Origin of the sequence: Caulobacter sp. BE254 (assembly GCF_031457295.1) — a bacterium.
Taxonomy (GTDB): domain Bacteria; phylum Pseudomonadota; class Alphaproteobacteria; order Caulobacterales; family Caulobacteraceae; genus Caulobacter.
In genome coordinates this window covers 875,200-894,023 of the sequence record NZ_JAVDWJ010000001.1, presented here as the reverse complement: position 1 = coordinate 894,023, position 18,824 = coordinate 875,200, and the positions used below count along the sequence as shown (strand labels likewise).

At 68.2% G+C, this 18,824-nt stretch carries 20 protein-coding genes, 1 tRNA gene and 1 riboswitch; of the genes, 15 read left to right on the top strand and 6 right to left on the bottom strand.

The features are described from left to right. Positions 1–7 precede the first annotated feature (7 nt). From J2X41_RS03975 to J2X41_RS03965, 3 genes are read left to right on the top strand one after another with little or no spacing between them, the layout of a single operon-like run. Positions 8–181 (top strand): tetratricopeptide repeat protein, encoded by a 174-nt coding sequence (locus J2X41_RS03975; RefSeq protein WP_310079778.1) that lies wholly within the window; start codon positions 8–10, stop codon positions 179–181. A 55-nt stretch (positions 182–236) separates the two neighbouring features. Next, the gene (locus J2X41_RS03970) at positions 237–623 is read left to right on the top strand and encodes a hypothetical protein (protein WP_310079776.1); all 387 of its coding nucleotides are present in this window, start codon (positions 237–239) and stop codon (positions 621–623) included. Between the two features lie 33 nt (positions 624–656). After that, complete coding sequence (locus J2X41_RS03965; protein WP_310079773.1) at positions 657–1,505, top strand: neutral zinc metallopeptidase; 849 nt, start codon at positions 657–659, stop codon at positions 1,503–1,505. A 7-nt stretch (positions 1,506–1,512) separates the two neighbouring features. Here J2X41_RS03965 and J2X41_RS03960 read toward each other — a convergent pair whose 3' ends face one another. Continuing rightward, the gene (locus J2X41_RS03960) at positions 1,513–3,315 is read right to left on the bottom strand and encodes an EAL domain-containing protein (protein ID WP_310079771.1); all 1,803 of its coding nucleotides are present in this window, start codon (positions 3,313–3,315) and stop codon (positions 1,513–1,515) included. Between the two features lie 183 nt (positions 3,316–3,498). Then, a riboswitch (TPP riboswitch) is annotated at positions 3,499–3,605 on the top strand. Positions 3,606–3,677: 72 nt separating this feature from the next. Between J2X41_RS03960 and thiC the strand changes: the two genes are divergently transcribed. The 3 genes from thiC (at position 3,678) to J2X41_RS03945 (ending at position 6,504) form a co-directional block, all read left to right on the top strand. Then, positions 3,678–5,516, top strand: a complete 1,839-nt coding sequence (gene thiC / locus J2X41_RS03955) for a phosphomethylpyrimidine synthase ThiC (RefSeq protein WP_310079769.1) — start codon at positions 3,678–3,680, stop codon at positions 5,514–5,516. A 2-nt stretch (positions 5,517–5,518) separates the two neighbouring features. Continuing rightward, positions 5,519–6,046: a hypothetical protein gene (locus tag J2X41_RS03950; RefSeq protein ID WP_310079766.1), complete on the top strand. Its 528-nt coding sequence runs from the start codon at positions 5,519–5,521 to the stop codon at positions 6,044–6,046. Positions 6,047–6,150: 104 nt separating this feature from the next. Continuing rightward, positions 6,151–6,504: a DUF1428 family protein gene (locus J2X41_RS03945; protein WP_310079764.1), complete on the top strand. Its 354-nt coding sequence runs from the start codon at positions 6,151–6,153 to the stop codon at positions 6,502–6,504. 54 nt (positions 6,505–6,558) lie between these two features. Here the strand turns inward: J2X41_RS03945 and J2X41_RS03940 are convergent, their stop codons facing one another. Beyond that, on the bottom strand, positions 6,559–6,912 hold the full coding sequence (locus J2X41_RS03940) for a nuclear transport factor 2 family protein (RefSeq protein ID WP_310079762.1): 354 nt from the start codon (positions 6,910–6,912) through the stop codon (positions 6,559–6,561). A 158-nt stretch (positions 6,913–7,070) separates the two neighbouring features. Between J2X41_RS03940 and J2X41_RS03935 the strand changes: the two genes are divergently transcribed. After that, positions 7,071–7,865, top strand: a complete 795-nt coding sequence (locus J2X41_RS03935) for a TIGR02453 family protein (protein WP_310079760.1) — start codon at positions 7,071–7,073, stop codon at positions 7,863–7,865. Between the two features lie 29 nt (positions 7,866–7,894). Here J2X41_RS03935 and J2X41_RS03930 read toward each other — a convergent pair whose 3' ends face one another. Further along, entirely contained in the window at positions 7,895–10,048 is a 2,154-nt protein-coding gene (locus J2X41_RS03930; protein WP_310079758.1) for a hypothetical protein, read from the bottom strand. A gap of 286 nt (positions 10,049–10,334) precedes the next feature. Here J2X41_RS03930 and J2X41_RS03925 point away from each other — a divergent pair, with 286 nt between their 5' ends. Beyond that, complete coding sequence (locus J2X41_RS03925; RefSeq protein WP_028041461.1) at positions 10,335–10,751, top strand: hypothetical protein; 417 nt, start codon at positions 10,335–10,337, stop codon at positions 10,749–10,751. On the opposite strand, the gene msrB is transcribed toward J2X41_RS03925, so the two are convergent. After that, positions 10,748–11,236, bottom strand: coding sequence for a peptide-methionine (R)-S-oxide reductase MsrB (gene msrB, locus J2X41_RS03920; protein ID WP_310079755.1), 489 nt, complete (start codon positions 11,234–11,236; stop codon positions 10,748–10,750). The genes J2X41_RS03925 and msrB overlap by 4 nt on opposite strands. A gap of 124 nt (positions 11,237–11,360) precedes the next feature. On the opposite strand from msrB, the gene J2X41_RS03915 reads away from it, so the two are divergent. Beyond that, positions 11,361–11,930, top strand: a complete 570-nt coding sequence (locus J2X41_RS03915; protein ID WP_310079753.1) for a DJ-1/PfpI family protein — start codon at positions 11,361–11,363, stop codon at positions 11,928–11,930. 49 nt (positions 11,931–11,979) lie between these two features. Here the strand turns inward: J2X41_RS03915 and J2X41_RS03910 are convergent, their stop codons facing one another. Beyond that, complete coding sequence (locus tag J2X41_RS03910) at positions 11,980–12,504, bottom strand: heme-binding protein (RefSeq protein WP_310079750.1); 525 nt, start codon at positions 12,502–12,504, stop codon at positions 11,980–11,982. Between the two features lie 187 nt (positions 12,505–12,691). Between J2X41_RS03910 and J2X41_RS03905 the strand changes: the two genes are divergently transcribed. The 3 genes from J2X41_RS03905 to J2X41_RS03895 all read left to right on the top strand — a co-directional run bounded on the left by J2X41_RS03905 (position 12,692) and on the right by J2X41_RS03895 (position 15,599). Beyond that, a complete protein-coding gene (locus J2X41_RS03905; RefSeq protein WP_310079748.1) occupies positions 12,692–14,689 on the top strand; it encodes an acetyl/propionyl/methylcrotonyl-CoA carboxylase subunit alpha in 1,998 nt (665 codons plus the stop codon). Between the two features lie 42 nt (positions 14,690–14,731). Next, the gene (locus tag J2X41_RS03900) at positions 14,732–15,133 is read left to right on the top strand and encodes a DUF805 domain-containing protein (protein ID WP_310079745.1); all 402 of its coding nucleotides are present in this window, start codon (positions 14,732–14,734) and stop codon (positions 15,131–15,133) included. A 61-nt stretch (positions 15,134–15,194) separates the two neighbouring features. Beyond that, positions 15,195–15,599, top strand: coding sequence for a DUF805 domain-containing protein (locus J2X41_RS03895; RefSeq protein ID WP_310079743.1), 405 nt, complete (start codon positions 15,195–15,197; stop codon positions 15,597–15,599). A 7-nt stretch (positions 15,600–15,606) separates the two neighbouring features. On the opposite strand, the gene lipB is transcribed toward J2X41_RS03895, so the two are convergent. After that, a complete protein-coding gene (gene lipB, locus J2X41_RS03890) occupies positions 15,607–16,332 on the bottom strand; it encodes a lipoyl(octanoyl) transferase LipB (RefSeq protein ID WP_310079741.1) in 726 nt (241 codons plus the stop codon). Between the two features lie 70 nt (positions 16,333–16,402). Between lipB and J2X41_RS03885 the strand changes: the two genes are divergently transcribed. From J2X41_RS03885 to mgtE, 3 genes are all read left to right on the top strand, one after another. Then, a complete protein-coding gene (locus J2X41_RS03885; RefSeq protein WP_028040691.1) occupies positions 16,403–16,654 on the top strand; it encodes a FliM/FliN family flagellar motor switch protein in 252 nt (83 codons plus the stop codon). Positions 16,655–16,967: 313 nt separating this feature from the next. Beyond that, positions 16,968–17,052, top strand: a tRNA-Leu gene (locus J2X41_RS03880). Between the two features lie 143 nt (positions 17,053–17,195). Further along, entirely contained in the window at positions 17,196–18,650 is a 1,455-nt protein-coding gene (gene mgtE / locus J2X41_RS03875; protein WP_310079739.1) for a magnesium transporter, read from the top strand. The last annotated feature ends 174 nt before the right edge of the window (positions 18,651–18,824 follow it).

Below are 18,824 nucleotides of genomic sequence, written 5' to 3'. Positions count from 1 at the left end.
CGCGGCCGTGCTATGCTGGCGATCGGAAAAGCACGACCTGGCGCACCCCCGCGCCATCGCCCACGAGAACCTGGGCGACCTGACGGCCGCCTATCGCGACTACAGCAAGGCGGCCGAACTGGATCCCGATTGGGACGCGCCCAAAAAGGAACTCACGCGTTTTACCGTCAAGCGGCCCTGAACCGAACGCCTTGAAGGCGTTATATCTAGGGTCCTGAATCGGAGTCCCTGAGGACATGACCGCGATTGGCACGACGATCCTGGCGACGGGCCTGGCCTTGGCCCTCGGCGCGTCCGCCTTTGCCCAGGCCGACCTGCGGGCCCTGCGTCAGCGCGACGAGATCCTGCAGCAGCAGGACATCGCCCGCCAGAACGCCCTGGCCGCCCAGCGCGAACAGGCGGCGGCCCAGAACCGCTACGCCACGCAGCTGACCCTGAGGACGCTGGACCAGGCCGCGACGCCGCCGACCCAGCCCTCGCTGCGGCCGGCCCTCTCGCCCACCCCGCCGCGCGGGGCCGGCGCCGAGGCCATGGCCGCCGACATCCAGCAGATGGACCGCCTGACCGACCAGGCCCTGGCGGCCAGCAACGCGCGCCTGCGGGCGATCAAGCCGGCGTCCTGACGCCCTCGACAATGCTGCAAGGAGACTGATCGCATGGAATGGGGTGGGGGACGGCGCGAAGGCAATATCGAGGATCGGCGCGGCCTGGGCCCGGTGGGCGTGGCTGGCGGCGGCATCGGCGCGCTGGTGCTGGCGGCGGTCGGTTACTTCGTCTTCGGCATCAGCCCCGAGCAGACGATGAGCGTGGTCAACGGCGTCCAGCAGCCGGCCGCTCAGGAAGGCGTGCGCGGCCAGGTCAGCGACCGCGAGGGCCAGTTCATCGACGTGATCGAGACCTCCAACACCGACGTCTGGGGCCCGCTGCTGGCCAAGCACAATGTCGACTATCGCCCGCCCGCGGCGGTGGTGCTGTACACCCAGGCGACGGGCACGGGTTGCGGCACGGGCCAGTCGGCCATGGGGCCGTTCTATTGTCCGGCCGACAACAAGGTCTATCTCGACACCAGCTTCTGGAACGAGCTGGAGACGCGGTTCGGGGCCAAGGGCGAGTTCGCCCGGGCCTATGTGATCAGCCATGAGATCGGCCACCACATCCAGACCCTGACCGGCGCCTCGGACCAGGCCCGCCGCCTCGGCGCACGGGGCGCGCAGAGCGGCTCGGTGCGGCTGGAGCTGCAGGCCGACTGCTACGCCGGCGTCTGGGCCCGCCACGCGCCCGAGGCCTCGAACGGCGGCATCCAGATCTCCCGGGCCGACATCGAGGACGGCCTGGGCGCGGCGGCGGCGGTCGGCGACGACGCCATCCAGGAGCAGGCCAAGGGCCGCGTCATGCCCGACAGCTTCACCCACGGCACCTCGGCCCAGCGCATGCGCTGGTTCGGCAAGGGCTACGACGCCGGCGACCCCGGCGCCTGCGACACCTTCGGCGCGCGGACGCTGTAGGAAGCTCTCACTTCCCGAACAGCGCCGAGACCTCGCTGGCCGGAGCGGCCCGGCCGAGCAGGTAGCCCTGGGCCGTGTCGCAGCCCTGTTCGCGCAGCCGCGCCAGCTGCTCGGCGGTCTCGACCCCTTCGCCGGTGGTGACCACGCCCAGGCTGGTCCCCAGGGCGGCCACCGCCTTGACGATGGCGGCGCAGGGGCCGGGCTCGGACAGGCCGGTGATGAAGGACGGGTCGATCTTGATCTTGTCGAAGGCGAACTGCCGCAGGCAGCCCAGCGACGAATAGCCCGAGCCGAAATCGTCCATGGCGATGCGCACGCCCAGGTCGCGCAGCCGGTGCAGGGTGGTCAGGGCCCGTTCGCCGTCGCTGCGCAGCACCGACTCGCTGACCTCCAGCTCCAGCCGCTCCGGGGCCAGGCCCGAAACCGCCAGGGCGCAGGCCACGGTGTCGACCAGGGTCCGGCTGCGGAACTGGGCCGGCGACAGGTTGACCGCCACCCGCACCGCCTGCGGCCAGCGGGCGGCGTCGGCGCAGGCGCGGCCGATCACCCACTCGTCCAGCGGGGCGATCAGGCCGGTCTCCTCGGCCAGGGCGATGAAGTCGGCGGCCGAGACCATGCCCTGGTCCGGACGGTTCCAGCGCAGCAGGGCCTCGAAGCCGACGATCGCGCCGGTCGCGGTGTCCATCTCCGGCTGGTAATGCAGTTCGAAACGCTCGTTCTGGACCGCCTCGCGCAGGTCCTGTTCCAGCTTACGGCGGACCTCGGCCCGGGCGTCCATGCCCGGCTCGAAGAAGCAGGCGGTGGCCCGTCCCTGGGCCTTGGCGCGATAGAGGGCCAGGTCGGCGTTGACCAGCAGGGCGTCGGCCTCGTCGCCGTCGTCCGGAGCCATGGCCAGGCCGATGCTGGCCCCGATGGTGATGCGATGGCCCTGGATCTCGAACGGCGCTCCGACCGTCTCGATCAGTCGCCGGGCCAGGTCCTGGGCCTGGCTGCGGCCCTGCACCCCGGGCAGCAGCACCACGAACTCGTCGCCGCCCAGGCGGGCCACGGTGTCGCGCTCGCGGACGCAGGCCGTAAGCCGGCCGGTCACCGCTCGCAGCAGCTGGTCGCCGATCGGGTGGCCCAGGGTGTCGTTGACCGCCTTGAAGTGGTCGAGGTCGACGCACAGCACCGCCAGCGGGTTGGTCTTGCGCGACCGGACCAGCGCCCGGTCGAGCCGCTCGTGCAACAGGATGCGGTTGGGCAGGCCGGTCAGGGCGTCGTGGCGGGCCAGGTGTCGGTCGGCGGCGGCGGCCAGGACCTCGGTGACGTCCTCGTGGCTGGCGACATAGCCGCCCTCGGGGATCGGGTTGTGGGTGATCTGGATGGTCCGGCCATCCTGCAGCTGGATGTGCCGATTGATCAGGTCGCCGCCCCGCTGCTCGGACTCGGCGACGATGTCGAGATAGGCCTCCCAGTCGACGGGAGCCGTGCCGTTGGCGATCCGGTGGTCGAAGATGTCCTGCAGCGGCGTGCCGGGACGGGTCAGGTGTTCGGGCAGGGCGTAGAGCCGCCGGTAAGCGGCGTTGCACAGGATCAGCCGGGTGTCGCCGTCGAACATGCACAGGCCGTGGGGCATGTTGCTGAGGGCGGCGTCGAAGCGACGGTTCTGCTCGGCCAGGGCCAGCTCGGCGGCGGCCCGGCTGATCCGCTCCTGGGCGCGGTCGGACGGGTTCGTCGCGGGCTCGGCCGAAGATCGGCGATCGTGGGCGCCGGCCGTCGATCCCGGCCTTGAGCCCGATCCGAGGTCATGGGGCCCCGGTCTTCGCATTTCCGCGTCCTTCTTCTTCGTCTTTTCTAGGCGACGCCCGACATTTGACCTGAGGATATCAACGACATCTTACCGTTGAGGAAGCTCCGACGCGACCAAACATCGCACGCTCTAGCTTTGCGCGACATAGCGGTGCGGCGTTGACGCCCGCCCTTGACCCTGGCGGCCATCGGCCTAGTGTCGCCCCGTTCACCGGGGGGCCGCTTCGCGCGGCTGAGATTGGGCGCAAGCCCTGACCCGTAGAACCTGATCCGGGTCATGCCGGCGAAGGGAGGGAACGCGGACGCGACCTGAAAGGGCTCGTCCGTAGACCGACTTAGCGCGCACGTCCGGGTCTCCTTCAAGCCTGAGGAGCGCCCGAAATGAACGTCCAACTGCCGATCAAAGACGCCATCGGCGCCATTCCGACGGGCGAACGCCCCGGCAGCCGCAAGGTCTACCAGGCCGGTTCGCTGTTCCCCGACATTCGCGTGCCGTTCCGCGAGGTCGAGGTCCATCCCAGCGCCAACGAGCCGCCGGTCACCATCTACGACCCGTCGGGGCCCTATACCGACCCCCACGCCAAGATCGACATCGAGCAGGGCCTGCAGCGCGTGCGCGAGCCCTGGGTCATGGCCCGCGGCGACGTCGAGCTGGTGACCAATCCTCGCGAGGTGAAGCCCGAGGACAACGGCTTCGCCCAGGGCAAGCACCTGGCCCCGCAATTCACCGCCAAGCGGCCGATCTTCAAGGGCGCCCAAGGCAAGCTGGTCACCCAGCTGGAATACGCCCGGGCCGGCATCGTCACCGCCGAGATGGAATATGTCGCCATCCGCGAGAACCTGCGCCGCGAACAGGATCGCCCCTGCATCCGCGACGGCGAGGACTTCGGCGCCTCGATCCCGGATTTCGTGACCCCCGAGTTCGTGCGCCAGGAAGTGGCGCGCGGCCGGGCCATCATCCCGGCCAACATCAACCACGGCGAGCTGGAGCCGATGGCGATCGGCCGCAACTTCCTGGTCAAGATCAACGCCAACATCGGCAATTCGGCCGTGCTCAGCACGGTCGCCGACGAGGTCGACAAGCTGGTCTGGGCCACCCGCTGGGGCGCCGACACGGTCATGGACCTGTCGACCGGCCGCAACATCCACAACATCCGCGACTGGATCATCCGCAACAGCCCGGTGCCGATCGGCACGGTGCCGATCTACCAGGCGCTGGAGAAGGTCAACGGCGTGGCCGAGGACCTCAACTGGGAGGTCTTCCGCGACACCCTGATCGAGCAGGCCGAGCAGGGGGTGGATTATTTCACCATCCACGCCGGCGTCCGTCTCCCGTTCATTCCTCTCACGGCGAAACGCGTCACCGGCATCGTCTCGCGCGGCGGCTCGATCATGGCCAAGTGGTGCCTGGCCCACCACAAGGAGAACTTCCTCTACGAGCGGTTCGAAGAGATCTGCGAGATCATGCGCGCCTACGACGTGTCGTTCTCGCTGGGCGACGGCCTGCGCCCGGGCTCGACCGCCGACGCCAATGACGAGGCCCAGTTCGCCGAGCTGCGCACCCTGGGCGAGCTGACCAAGGTGGCCTGGAAGCACGGCGTGCAGGTGATGATCGAAGGGCCGGGCCACGTGGCCATGCACAAGATCAAGGCCAACATGGACGAGCAGCTCAAGCACTGCCACGAGGCCCCCTTCTACACCTTGGGCCCGTTGACCACCGACATCGCCCCTGGCTACGACCACATCACCAGCGCGATCGGGGCAGCGATGATCGGCTGGTTCGGCACGGCCATGCTCTGCTACGTCACGCCCAAGGAGCACCTGGGCCTGCCCGACCGCGACGACGTCAAGACCGGCGTCATCACCTACAAGCTGGCCGCCCACGCCGCCGACCTCGCCAAGGGCCACCCCGGCGCGGCCATGTGGGACGACGCCATCAGCCGGGCGCGGTTCGAGTTCCGCTGGGAGGACCAGTTCAACCTGGGCCTCGACCCCGAGACCGCCCGGGCCTTCCACGACGAGACCCTGCCCAAGGAGGCCCACAAGACCGCCCACTTCTGCTCGATGTGCGGTCCGAAGTTCTGCTCGATGAAGATCAGCCAGGAAGTCCGCGAATTCGCGGCCGGCATGGCGCCGAACTCCATCGAACAGGGCATGGCCGAGATGAGCGACAAGTTCCGCGAGCAGGGGTCGGAGATCTACCTGAAGACGGAAGGCTAGGCGTGCTGGGCGTCATCCTGGCGGCGGCGGTGCAGGCCGCCGCCCCTTCGACCGCCTCGTCAGCCATTGTCGCCGATCCGCTGGCGCCGGCCCGGATCGGCGACCTGCAATGCTACGGCGCCGATCCGGTTCGCAGGACCTGCCGCGCCATGGCCGGCTACACCTTCGGAGCCGGCGGCCAGATCCTGAACCAGGCCGAGGTGGTGCTGCAGGCCTCGCCGGTGGTGACGATGAGGACCGTGTCGCCGGTGACGGTGCGCGACGGCGCGGTCTGCGGGCCGCTGTCGGGCGTCGACAAGGCCCAGATCTTGGTTCGGGGCCGTCGACTGCCTGAAGAGGACGCTGCGCCCGCCCGAGCCCAGGTGGCGGCGTCGATGGCGAACGTGCTGGGCAAGGAGGTCTGCACGACCTACCGGCGCAGCGGCGACTGGTGGATCGCCCAGGTCACGATGGACGGCGTCGCGCGACAGGACATGAACGACACCCTGATCTGGGTGCCGGCCTCGGCGGGCTACACGGTCCAGCCCTGATCAGCCGAGAAGGGAGCCCACGGGCTGTTCTTTTTTCGCCCATCCTGTCGGAACGCCGCGCCTTCGAGCGTCCTCTGTTTCACAATCCAGCAGAGGAGGACGCCATGTCCTATGTCGACGGTTTCGTGCTCGCGGTCCCCAAGGCCAAGATCGAGGCCTACAAGAAGATAGCCCAGCTGGCCGGCAAGGTCTGGATGGAGTACGGCGCGCTGTCCTACGTCGAATGCCTGGCGGACGACGTGCCCTATGGCGAGCTGACCTCGTTCCCGCGCGCGGTCCAGGCGACCGACGACGAGATCGTGGTGTTCTCGTGGATCACCTACAAGGACAAGGCCTCGCGCGACGAGATCATGGCCAAGGTGATGGCCGATGAGCGCCTGAAGGCCGACATGGCCAACATGCCGTTCGACACCAAGCGCATGATCTTCGGCGGCTTCGAGGCGTTCCTGGAGCTGTAGGGCTGTTTCTCTGACCCCTTCTCCCGCAAGGGAGAAAGGGTCAGAGCGCCGTCCTCAGTAGAAGAACCGCTCCTCGACGATCTTGCCGTCGCGGATCGTGTAGAGGCCGACCTCGTCCAGGGTCGTGCGCTGGCCGGTGGCCTTGGGCGTCACGTCCATCTTGAAGCCGACCACGAACTGATCGCCGTTGACGAACGGGCCGGTGATCGTAAAACCGTGGACCTCGTTGTTGGCGGCCCACCATTCGCCCTTGCCGCGCACGGCGGCCTTGCCGGCGATGCGGGCCATGTCGCCGGGCATGGCCTCGATGCTGACCACGTCGTCGGCCCAGTATTTCTCGCCGGCCTCGTCGAACTTGCCGGCCTTGCAAAGGGCTGTCAGGTCGGCGGCGATGTCTTGGATGCTCATGGAAGGCTCCTGGGTGGGGGTGAGGACCAGGGCGGACCGTCCACCCTCCCAAGTCTTCGCGCAAGACTGTTTGTTCCCCATAGGTTCCGCTTCGGCGCGGTTGCTGACAGGAGGTGTCAGCAGGGACAGGCGGCCGCCTTCTGCTCTAGCCTCGGGCCATGACTCGCACGTCCTTCCCCGGCTTCGCCGCCGCCGACCTGGCCTTCCTGACGGGCCTGGCCGCCCACAACGACCGCGACTGGTTCACGGCCAACCGCGCCGTCTACGACCAGCGCCTGAAGCCGACCCTGGCCGCCCTGATCGACGCCCTGAACGCGGCCTTCGTGGCGCGCGACCTGCCGCTGGCGGGCGATCCCAAGAAGAGCGTGTTCCGCATCCACCGCGACGTGCGGTTCTCCAAGGACAAGCGGCCGTACAAGACCCACGTCTCGGCCACGCTCACCCGCGCCAATCTTGATGGAACTTGGCAGAAACTGTCGCCGGGCCTGGTCTATGTGCACATCGAGCCGGAGGGCGGGCCGGCGCCGGCCTTCGACCCCGAGACCATCGACCCGCTGGACCCCTCGACCCTGCCGTCGGCCCAGGCGGCCGAGGCGGGCTATTTCGGCAACGGCCCGTTCGCGGCGGCCGGCTTCTACCTGACCGAACGCCCGGACATCGACGCCTTTCGCCGGGCCATCGCCGCCGACCCCAAGGGCTGGGCGGCCGTCGAGAAGGCCCTGGCCGCCAAGGGCCTGGCTCTGGATTCGGGCGAGCCGACCAAGCGCATGCCCAAGGGCTTCGAGGCGCACGCCGGCGGCCCTCTGGAGGCCGCGCTCAAGCGCACCCGCTGGCTGGTCCGCCGCCCGCTGACCGGGGCCGAGATCGGCGGGGCGGAGTTGGCGGAGGTAATCGCCGACTTCGTCGCCCACGCCCGGCCGCTGCTGACGTTCGGCTGGAAGGCGCTGGGGTAGGGCGATCACCAAGACCGCAAAACGCAGACCTAGCGCGCGCGGGGATAGATCGGCTTTGCCGCGGGCGGCGACGCCGCGACGCGAGGCGCCAGCCCTCCGACAGCGGCCAACTCAATGTCGTCAAAGAAGGGCGTGCTCATGGACCGCTCGCTCGCGCCAGCCTGCAGCCCCGCCATTCCCGACCGATAAAGCGTGTCGGAGGCCTTCACCACCGGCTTGCCGTCGACGAACCCCGTCAAATCGTCCCCTTGCATTTGCAGCTTCAGCCGATGCCAGCCACCAGGCCCCATCCGGTCAAGCCGCGCGGTCGCGAGGGTCTTTTCGCCGCCCTCGCCGGCATCCGCGCCGCTCTTGATGATCGCCTGCTGCACGGCGTCGCCCACGAGCGCCTTCTTGTCGACCTTGCCTCGGACGACCACGATGCTGACCTCGCCGGCTGACGACAACCGCAGGACATAGCCCTTCGGGATGGAGCCGTAGCCGCTTCCGACATTGTTGATCCGGCCCATCACGCCGCCGGTTTCGCCGGGTTTCAGATAGATGTCGGCGCTGACGGCGTAGTCCTGCCACTGGTCGTCCCCGAGGATGGTGTAGGGGAGCCAGCCAGGAGCCCAGGATATGGGATGAGTTGGCGCCGCCTGGCGAAGGCAGACACCCTTGCGCTGCGGACAACGCGCCAGTTCGTACGCCCCGTAGATGTCGGCGAAGTAGCGGGGCAGATAGCCCCATCGCGCGGGCTGGTCATAGTCGTCGAACGTCTCGCGGTACGGAAAAGGAAAGGGTCTGGCTTCGGGCGCCGCGTCGAAACGCCCCTTCTGCTGTCCGCGGGTCGTGGTGAAGGAGTAGACCGCCCCTGGCTCAAGCCGGAGGGTTGCGACACCGTTGGACAACGCGACGTCGGGCTGGCGCACGAACTGGTCGGCCGCGGTGCTTCGCCATACGGCCAGCGGCCCTGAAGCGAGATTGAGGGCGTCGAGCCGGACGGACTGGGCCTCTTTCGCGTCGGCGGTTTCTACAATGATGCTGTAGTCGTCGCCGGGCGATTTCAGTGCAACGTAGGTTCCGCCGCCTTTCAGCGGGCCGCTTCCGCCCACCAGATACGTCCAGCCAATCTCGGTGAACTGACCGTAGTGGGCATAGGCCCAGAGCTTTGGGTTGACGATATACCGGCCGCTCCAAGGCCAGTTCGCCCGGACAAGCGCCTCTTTCTCTCCCGAATAGGGCTCCATCGTGTACAGCCCCGCGATACCGTACCAGTCGGTGATCCGGGTGAAGCCGTCGGTGATATAGCCTTCGTTGAACGATTTGACGGTGTTGAGGAGCCCTTCGTAGCCAGCCTGATAGACGTGCTGCTCGGTGTTCCAGAGCGGCTTGCCCATCCGTGCGGCCAATAGCTTGACCTCGGGCGAGACCTTCGTCCCTTCCACCGGGCTGACATGCGCGCTCGCGATGTCGAGCGCCGCGCGCAAGGACCCGTCGCGGGCCATGTCCTTGACGAAGTCGAAGCGGTCGTCCTGCCAATTGTCGAAGCCGTGAAGCCGGACGGCGGCGAAGCCATTGGCGTTGAGCGCCTGCCGCATGGCCTTGGCGAAATCGTAGCTGACGCCCTTCTCGTTCCGAAGGCCCATCGCATCGAGAGTCAGGCCGTGCACGTCGCGCAGGCCCTTGAGCCAGGAGATGTAATAGTCGACCCCGTCTTTCGAGAAGAACGGCTCGTCGGCATGGCCATAGCGGACGCCGCGGTCGCCCACCCAGCCGGGAGCGCTCCAGGCCGCGCCGTCGAGCGAAAGCCGGGGATTGCGCCGGCGAGCCTCGGTCATGACCCACCAGATATAGCCGCGACCGTAGTTGAGATCGTCCCGGCTGTGCATGTGGCTTGGCATCGAGCCCTGGGTCGAGTTGCCGTCGCCGGGGATTTCGACATAGAGCGCGCTCACGGACGCGCCGAATTTCGGCTTGTACACCAGATCGAGAATTTGCTGCCGCTGCGGCTCTGGATAGTCCTTCAGAAGGACCGAGGTCGCGCCGCCGCCGTCGACCACTCCAATGCCCTCGAACGTCGCCCCGGTCGCCTTGCCGTCGAGATGCAAAGGGGTGACGGCGGTGTCCTGGGCTGTGGCCGGTTGAGCCGCCACGAGAAGGGCTGCGCCTAGCGCCGCGATCGTTGCGTAAAAACCGTTCATCGGTTCATCCCCATCCCTACTTCCAGGCCGCATCGAACGCCTTTTGTCGGACAAAATCGTTCGATTCGTTCCATTCGGGCCATTGGAATGATCCGGATGGGCTTGAGGTCGGCGATGACGTAGGCGGTCCGCGACGTTCGGCGGCCGAGATCCAGCGTGAGCGGGCGCTGTCGCAGCTTGGCGAGGCGTCCGGCTGACGTGCTGACGCTTCTCAATCGGCCGTTAAGGCTGTTGGCGCAGAGTTTTCGACAACCCGCCGGCAAGGCGGAGCCCAGGGAAGACCGTCATGTCCTCGACCGTGACCTCCAGCTTTCGCCGCACCCACGACCATTTCGAGCCCCAGGACACCGATCCCCAGACCCAGCGCCGCCTGCGCGGCCATCTGGAGCAGATCGACTACACCGCCTTCGCCTCCAACACCGCGGTGATCGCCCAGGTGCTCGGCAAGAGCGACGGCGGCAAGTTCCAGCACCTGGCGGTGGCCGCGGCCCTGGCCCGGTCGCGCTGGGTGGCCGAGGCCGTGGCCATGACCGAGGGCGGGGCGGCGATCGCGCCCGAGCAGGTCGCCCGCCTGGCGACCTTGCGCGCCGCCTACGAGGAACTGGCCGAGGTCTACGAGGCCATGCGGCGCATGGTCGAGCGCGGCTACCTGGCCTACAGCAACCCGATGGTCACCGAGGGTGGAAACGTCGTCGCGCGCTAGGGAACCTTGTCACCGCGGTGCAGCGGGTCGGGCAGGGGATCGCCGGCCTTCACGAACTGCAGCGATACCGAATTGATGCAGTAGCGCAGCCGGGTCGGGGGCGGGCCGTCGGGGAAGACGTGGCCCTGGTGGCTGTCGCAGCGGGCGCAGCGCGTCTCGATGCGGACCATGCCGTACGCGGTGTCGCGCACCTCCTTGACGTGGGCCGGGTCGAACGGGGCGTAGAAGCTGGGCCAGCCGGTGCCGCTCTCGAACTTGGTCCGGTATTCGAACAGCGGCAGGCCGCACTCGCGGCAGCAATAGACGCCGGGGCTCTTCTCGCCCAGCAGGCCGCCGCAGAACGGGGCCTCGGTGCCGTGGTGCAGCAGGACGCGCGCCTCCTCGGCCGTCAGGTCGGCCTCCAGGCGCTGGCGTTCCGGCTCGGTCGGCGGGGTCAGGTCGAAGCCGCTGGAAGACTGGGCGGAGAGGGGGGCTGTGTCGGTCATGGTCGGCAATATGGGCGCTCGGCGGGCGTTGCGGTAGAGGGCGAAGGCCTGCTGACAAGGGCGGTCGTGCCAGAGCATAAGACGGTCGAGCGCATTCGTTCCGAACCGTCGAAAGGATCCAGCCATGACCGTCGCCGTCGCCTTTCTGCAACCGGGCTGGGCCGACTGGGAGGCCGGGCAGGTGCTGGCCGCCCTGCGCGAATATTACGGCGTGCAGATCGAGATCGCCACGCCGGACGGCGAGCCACAGACCTCGATCGGCGGCGTGCTGGCGGCAGCCGACTATCGGTTCTCCGACCCGGTGCTGGCCGACGCCGACGTCTTCCTGCTGATCGGCTCGGACGCCTGGCCGGGCTATCGCGACGAGGCGTTCGACAGCCTGCTGCGGCAGGTCCACGCCGACGGCAAGATCGTCGGCGCGATCTGCGGCGCGACCGTCGCCGTGGCCCGGGCTGGGCTCCTGGCCGGCAAGGCCCACACCTCGAACGGCGCGGACTGGCTGGCCGGCCATGCGCCGGCCTATGCCGGGATCGAGCGCTATGTCGACACGCCCAAGGCGGTGGCCGACGGCAAGCTGGTCACCGCGCCGGGCTCGGCCCCGGTGACCTTCAGCGCCGCGATCTGCCGGCTGGTCGCGCCGGAGGGCCAGCACGACGACTACGTGGCCATGTTCGCCCGGGAGTTCGAGAACTAAGTTCGGCTTCCCTCATCCCGGCGAAGACCGGGATGAGGACCGTCCGACGTTATTTCAGCGCCGCCGTCGCGACCCGCGCCACCTGGCCGTCCTGGGCGCCGGAGCCGCCCGACACCCCGATGGCGCCGACGATCCTGCCGTCGACGATCAGCAGTTCGCCGCCGTCGATGGCCAAGGCGCCGGTGAAGATGGAATTGAGCGTTCCGCCCTTCACCGCCTCCTGGAAATAGGACGTGGGCCGGCGGAAGTTGGCGGCGGTTTCGGCCTTGCGGCGGGCCACGTCGTTGGAGCCGTACTGGGCGCCGTCCATCTTCTGGCTCAGCACCAGGGCGCCGCTGGGCTCGACCACGACGATGACCATCGACCAACCCTGCTTGCGGGCCTCGGCCTCGGCGGCGGTCGCCGCGACCTTGGCCTCGGCCAGGGTGACCGGGCGGCCGTAGGGCGGGGCTGGCGGCGGAGCATGGGGCGCGGCCGAAGGGGCGGGGCCCGGCGCGGAGACGGTCTGGGCCAGGGCGGAGCCGGCGGCCAGGACGCCGGCCAGGGTCAGCAGCGCGAAGGCGGAACGAAGCATCGACAGTTTCCTCTCAAGCGGCGCGAACGGCGGCAGAAACCTTGCGCGCCAATCCTTGCTTATCGTTGCGGCTCCTCATGGAAACCGGTGTCATGCACAATGTCACGCTGCGGCGCCGTTGCAAACCTCCGGCGGCCTGCTAGTGCCTGTCCCAAACGACAACGAGAAAAGCGTAGGGAACGGTCGGATGTTCAAGAAGCTGCTGATCGCCAACCGGGGCGAAATCGCGGTCCGCGTGATCAAGACCTGCCGTCGCCTGGGCATCCGGACCGTGGTCGTCTATTCGGACGCCGACGCCGACAGCCTGGCCGTGGAGATGGCCGACGAGGCGGTGCACATCGGCCCGGCTCCCGCCAACCAGTCGTATCTGGTGGCCGACAAGATCATCGCCGCCTGCAAGGCGACGGGGGCCGAAGCGGTGCACCCGGGCTTCGGTTTCCTGTCGGAGAAGGCCGAATTCGCCCAGCGCTGCGCCGACGAAGGGATCGTGTTCATCGGTCCCAATCCCGGCGCCATCTCGGCGATGGGCGACAAGATCGAGAGCAAGAAGTTCGCGCAAGCCGCCGGGGTCTCCTGCGTGCCGGGCCACATCGGCGAGATCGACGACACCGCCCACGCGGTGCGGATCGCCGAAGAGATCGGCTATCCGGTGATGATCAAGGCTTCGGCCGGCGGCGGCGGCAAGGGCATCCGCGTGGCCTGGAGCCGCCAGGACGTCGAGGAAGGCTTTCCGGCCGTGCGGGCCGAGGCCGCCGGGGCGTTCGGCGACGACCGCATCTTCATCGAGAAGTTCATCGAGAGCCCGCGCCACATCGAGGTCCAGGTGCTGGGCGACAAGCACGGCCATGTCGTCCACCTGTTCGAGCGCGAATGCTCGATCCAGCGCCGGAACCAGAAGGTCATCGAGGAGGCGCCGTCGCCGCTGCTCGACGAGGCGACCCGCGCGGCCATGGGGGCCCAGGCCGTGGCCCTGGCCCAGGCGGTGAACTACGACAGCGCCGGCACGGTGGAGTTCGTGGCCGGCCAGGACAAGAGCTTCTACTTCCTGGAGATGAACACCCGCCTGCAGGTCGAGCACCCGGTCACCGAGCTGATCACGGGTCTGGACCTGGTCGAGCAGATGATCCGCAGCGCCTGGGGCGAGCCGCTGGCCTTCGCCCAGTCGGACCTGTCGATCAACGGCTGGGCGATCGAGAGCCGGATCTACGCCGAGGACCCCTACCGCAAGTTCCTGCCCAGCATCGGCCGGCTGGTCCGGTATGACCCGCCAGCCGAGGGCGAGCACGATGGCTATAAGGTCCGCAACGACGCCGGGGTGCGCGAGGGCGACGAGATCTCGATGTACTACGACCCGATGATCTCCAAGCTGTGCGCCTGGGCCCCGACCCGGCTGGCGGCGATCGACGGCATGGGGCGGGCGCTGGAGGACTTCCACATCGAAGGTCCCGCCCACAACATCCCGTTCCTGGCCGCAGTGATGGACCAGGAGCGGTTCCGCTCGGGCACGATCTCGACCAACTACATCAAGGACGAGTTCGAGGGCGGCTTCAAGGGCGTGGATCCCACCCCCGGCCAGGTCGACGTCCTGACCGCGGTGGGCGCGGCGATGCAGCGGGTCTACGCCGCCCGGGCCCGCTCGACGGGGGCCGGGCTCAGCAATCCGGTCCGCACCGAATGGGTGGTGGCCGTCGGTCCCGCCAAGCGCCGGGTCGCCCTGTCGGGCGAAGGCGCGCGCCTGTCGGTCGAGCTGCCGGACGAGGGCCGGACCCTGGTCCTGGAGACCGTCGACTGGCGTCCCGGCAAGCCGGTGTTCCTGGGCAAGCTGGACGGCCGCGCCTTCACCGTCCAGGTGGCCCCGGCCGCCGAGGGTTTCACCATCCGTCACCGGGCCGCCAAGGCCAAGGTGCTGGTCCTGACCCCGCGCTCGGCCGAGTTGCACGACAAGCTGCCGGAAAAGCAGGCCGCCGACACCTCAAGGCTGGTGCTCTCGCCCATGCCCGGCCTGGTGGTCAGCATGGACGTCGTCCCCGGCCAGCAGGTCCGCGAGGGCGAGGTCGTCTGCGTGCTCGAGGCCATGAAGATGCAGAACATCATCCGCGCCGAGCGCGACGGCGTGGTCAAGGCCGTCAACGCCAAGAGCGGCGACCCCGTCGCCGCGGACGAGGTGCTGGTGGAGTTCGCCTAGACGTGGTCATGTTGCCCCTGGGTTGAGCTCAGGGGACGTTCGATGACGCTGGCGCAGAAGCTTTTTTCGTTCGAAGGCCGGATTCGGCGCCGGGACTACTGGCTCCTCAGCATCCTGTTGGGTGTTCTGGTGGTCGTGGCCTACATCGTGGCCGCGGTGGTGGGCGTCGACGTCGCCAGCGACTCGAACGCGTCCATGATCCTGCAAGTGGTCGTGACCCTGGCGCTTCTCTGGCCCAGCCTGGCGCTCGGCGCGAAGCGCTGCCATGACCGCGATCAAAGCGCCTGGTGGTTGCTGATCGAATTCATTCCGATCATCGGCGGCTTCTGGGCCCTGATCAACCTGGGCATCCTGGACGGCACCCAGGGACGCAACCGTTTCGGACCTTCGCCCAAGGGCATTGGCGGGCCCGCCGATCCCGAACTCGAGAAGGTGTTCGCCTAGGCTCTTTCGCCCGGTCGCGACGCGGCCTAGGTTCGTGGGGAGACCTGTGGGGCCTGGCTGAATGAACGATCGCGCGGAGTGGTGGGACCTGTTCCTGTCGGCCTCGGGCCGGACGGCGCGTGGTCCGTTCCTGATGGCCTCGGCGGCGCTGCTGGCCTTCGCCGTGCTCTACGAGTCGTTCGGCATCACCCTGCACCTGCTGACCGGCTGGCTCGTTTATCCACCGCTGCTGTTCTTCGCGACCTGCGTACTGTCCAAGCGATTGCACGACCGTGGCCGGTCGGGCTGGTGGGCGGCGCTGGTGCTGCTGTCGCTGGTGGCCGTCTGGCCGACCCCGAGGCACTTCCTGGATTTCCTGTTCAGCGGCGTCGTCGTCTGGGCGATCGTCGAGCTGGGCGTGATGCCGAGCGAGCAGGGCGCCAATCGGTATGGCCTCAATCCCCTGAAGCCGGCGTCGGCGGTCTAGGCGAGTCCTAGAACGGCGGCGCCTCGGCTTCGACCGGTCCGAACACCCGCTGGAAGGCCGCCCGCAGGGCTTCGTCGGCCTCGTCCATCGTCACCGGCAGGCCCAGGTCCACCAGGCTGGTGACCCCGTGCTCGACCTGGCCGCAGGGCACGATGCCGCTGAAATGCTCCAGGTCCGGCTCGACGTTCAGGCTGATCCCGTGAAAGCTGACCCAGCGGCGCAGCTTGACGCCGATCGCGGCGATCTTGTCCTCGCGCGACCAGCCGGGGCCCTTGCGTTCGACCCACACCCCGACCCGACCCTCGCGCATCTCGCCAGTCACGTTGAAGGCGGCCAGGGCGTCGATGATCCAGGCCTCCAGCGCCGCGACGAACGCCCGCACGTCACGGCCCCGCCGGGTCAGGTCGAGCATCACATAGACCACGCGTTGGCCGGGGCCGTGATAGGTGAACTGGCCGCCGCGGCCGCTCTCGAACACCGGGAAACGGTCGGGGGCGATCAGGTCGGCGGGCTTGGACGACACGCCGGCCGTATAGAGCGGCGGGTGCTCCAGCAGCCAGACCAGTTCGCCGGCCGTCCCGTCGGCGATGGCGGCCGCGCGGGCTTCCATGGCGGCAACGGCTGCCGGGTAGGGCACGTACCCGGCCGAAACCGCCCACCCGGCCGGCGCGCCTTCGGGCGCTCCCAGCCATGGAAGGGCTTTGTTTTCAGGGCTTAACGGGCGATCAAGCATACGGCCTTAGTCTTGCAAGGGGCGCTGCGCGACCGACCTTGGTCGCGCGTGTTCTTCAGGGACTTACTTCGTGAGCCAGGTCAACGCCGTCAATGTCGAGATCTCCGTTCTGCTGGGGCGCTCGATCCTGCCGATGCAGCAGCTGCTGCGCATGGGCCGCGGCGCGGTGATCCCGCTGGACGCCAAGACCAATGACGAGGTCTGGATCCTGGCCAACAACCACCCGATCGCCCGGGGCGAGATCCAGATCAGCGACGACCGCATCGCCATCCAGGTGACCCGCGCCGCCGACGTCTACGACTACATGGCCGGCGGCACCTGAGCGCGATTTAGCGCTCATTAGGCCAGGGCCTGGCTCTGATCCTGTCGTAAAAACCCTCCCAACCCGGCGGTTCTGGATGGAGGCGTTCGTAGTCGTCCCGAGCATTGGCCGACAGATCCGAGAACGCTCGATAGAAATGAGTTCGCACGTCTTCACCTTCGCCCATGCGCCAGCCGATCGAGCCGTTCGGAATGTGGGGAAATACGGACCAGGGCGGTTTCATGCCGACAATCCTAGGCGGCTTTCTCGCACCAAACCAACTCCGCTCTTTCCAAATCAAACTCAGTTTGCTACCTGCCGCGCCTCACCATGAGCGGTCGTGGCGGAATTGGTAGACGCGCAGCGTTGAGGTCGCTGTGGGGCAACCCGTGGAAGTTCGAGTCTTCTCGACCGCACCAGGTGAGACAACGGATAGAGCGCTTCCGGCGAAATCGGTTTCCGACTCGCCAGGGGCGCTCTAACCATTTTCCGGGGAGGGCTTGGCCCTTCGCAGCTTCAGGTCACGCGCAGGACGCACGTCTTTAGAGTTCAGGAGGTCCCCATGTCTCGGGAAACAACCGACCTGACAGACGATCCGCGCCACAGCCTGGTCATCCCCGAACCCGAAGCGATCGAGGATCTGGAAGACCTCGCGCTCGGCGACGACTACGCGCTCAATCCCGACTATGTCGAGATGGTCATCGACGCGGCCGACCGCGGCGACACCGCGCGCCTGCGCGAGCTGGTCCACGCCCTGGAGCCGGCCGACGTCGCCGACCTGATGGGCTTCCTGTCGGCCGGCTATCGCGAAGAGGTGATCCCGGTCCTCGACCCGGAATGGCTGGGCGAGATCATCGCCGAACTGGACGACAACCTGCGCGAGGAGGTGCTGGAGGCCACGCCGTCGGCCACCCTGGCCAGGGCGCTGGAGGAGCTGGACTCCGATGACGCCGCCGACGTCATCGACGACCTGGACGAGGGCAAGCGCGCCCAGGTGCTGGCCGCCATGGACGAGGGCGACCGCGCGGCGATCGAAACCAGCCTGTCCTACGAGGACGAGACCGCCGGCCGCCTGATGCAGCGCGAGTTCCTGGCCGCGCCGCAGTTCTGGACCGTGGGCCAGACCATTGATCACGTGCGCGAGTCCGGCGACCACCTGCCGGAGCTGTTCTTCGACGTCTATGTGGTCGACCCATCCTTCACGCCGGTCGGCGCCCTGCCGATCAGCCAGCTGCTGACCAACAAGCGCGAGACGCCCCTGGCCGAGATCATGGAGCCGGTGACCGAGATCACCGTCGACATGGACCAGGAAGAGGTCGCCTACATCTTCGACAAGTACCACCTGATCAGCGCCCCGGTCGTCGAGCCCGGCGGCCGTCTGGTGGGCCAGATCACGGTGGACGACATTGTCGGCGTCATTCGCGAGGAGGCCGAGGAGGACATCCTGGCCCTGGCTGGTGTGAGCGACGCCGGCCGCGACGCCAATGTCGTGGACATCGTCAAGTCGCGCCTGCCGTGGCTGCTGCTCAACCTGGTGACCGCCACCATCGCCGTCAGCGGCGTGGCCGTGTTCCAGGGCGAGATCGCCCAACTGGTGGCCCTGGCCATCCTGATGCCGATCGTCTCGTCCCTGGGCGGCAACGCCGGGACCCAGACCCTGGCCGTGGCCGTGCGCGCCCTGGCCAGCAAGGAGCTGACCACGGCCAACGCCCGCCGGATCGTCCTGCGCGAACTGTCCGTGGGCATCGTCAACGGCTGCACCCTGGCCCTGGTCATGGGGACGGCGACCTACCTGTTCTTCGGCCCTGCCGACCACCACGACAAGCTGGCGATCATCGTCGGCCTGGCCCTGATCGCCAACATCTTCACGGCGGCGGTGGGCGGCATCCTGGCGCCCCTGGCCCTGGCCAAGATGGGACGCGACCCGGCGGTCTCCTCGTCGATCTTCGTGACCTTCCTGACCGATTTCACGGGGTTCTTCGCCGTCCTGCTGATCGCGGCGCTGTTGTTGCACTAACAGCGCTCGGTTCGACAGGACCGCCCCCAAAGGCGCACGATGGACCGACTGCGAAGGGGGCTCCGCGCGACGTCTTGGATGATCAACCGTTAGACCGGGCGGGGGGCGCCGCCAGCGGCGCCCATCTTGCGCCGCACACCCCGAACGCATCCGCGTCTGTCTCAAACTGGGTCA

Bases quoted from the DNA above. Each gene is read 5' to 3' on its own strand.
- J2X41_RS03965 (WP_310079773.1), top strand. From the start codon at position 657: ATGGAATGGGGTGGGGGACGGCGCGAAGGCAATATCGAGGATCGGCGC.
- J2X41_RS03945 (WP_310079764.1), top strand. From the start codon at position 6,151: ATGTCCTATGTCGACGGTTTCGTGCTCGCGGTCCCCAAGGCCAAGATC.
- J2X41_RS03895 (WP_310079743.1), top strand. From the start codon at position 15,195: ATGAACGATCGCGCGGAGTGGTGGGACCTGTTCCTGTCGGCCTCGGGC.
- mgtE (WP_310079739.1), top strand. From the start codon at position 17,196: ATGTCTCGGGAAACAACCGACCTGACAGACGATCCGCGCCACAGCCTG.
- J2X41_RS03930 (WP_310079758.1), bottom strand. From the start codon at position 10,048: ATGAACGGTTTTTACGCAACGATCGCGGCGCTAGGCGCAGCCCTTCTC.
- J2X41_RS03910 (WP_310079750.1), bottom strand. From the start codon at position 12,504: ATGCTTCGTTCCGCCTTCGCGCTGCTGACCCTGGCCGGCGTCCTGGCC.
- thiC (WP_310079769.1), top strand. From the start codon at position 3,678: ATGAACGTCCAACTGCCGATCAAAGACGCCATCGGCGCCATTCCGACG.
- J2X41_RS03925 (WP_028041461.1), top strand. From the start codon at position 10,335: ATGTCCTCGACCGTGACCTCCAGCTTTCGCCGCACCCACGACCATTTC.
- J2X41_RS03970 (WP_310079776.1), top strand. From the start codon at position 237: ATGACCGCGATTGGCACGACGATCCTGGCGACGGGCCTGGCCTTGGCC.
- lipB (WP_310079741.1), bottom strand. From the start codon at position 16,332: ATGCTTGATCGCCCGTTAAGCCCTGAAAACAAAGCCCTTCCATGGCTG.
- J2X41_RS03940 (WP_310079762.1), bottom strand. From the start codon at position 6,912: ATGAGCATCCAAGACATCGCCGCCGACCTGACAGCCCTTTGCAAGGCC.
- msrB (WP_310079755.1), bottom strand. From the start codon at position 11,236: ATGACCGACACAGCCCCCCTCTCCGCCCAGTCTTCCAGCGGCTTCGAC.
- J2X41_RS03935 (WP_310079760.1), top strand. From the start codon at position 7,071: ATGACTCGCACGTCCTTCCCCGGCTTCGCCGCCGCCGACCTGGCCTTC.
- J2X41_RS03960 (WP_310079771.1), bottom strand. From the start codon at position 3,315: ATGCGAAGACCGGGGCCCCATGACCTCGGATCGGGCTCAAGGCCGGGA.
- J2X41_RS03905 (WP_310079748.1), top strand. From the start codon at position 12,692: ATGTTCAAGAAGCTGCTGATCGCCAACCGGGGCGAAATCGCGGTCCGC.
- J2X41_RS03900 (WP_310079745.1), top strand. From the start codon at position 14,732: ATGACGCTGGCGCAGAAGCTTTTTTCGTTCGAAGGCCGGATTCGGCGC.
- J2X41_RS03915 (WP_310079753.1), top strand. From the start codon at position 11,361: ATGACCGTCGCCGTCGCCTTTCTGCAACCGGGCTGGGCCGACTGGGAG.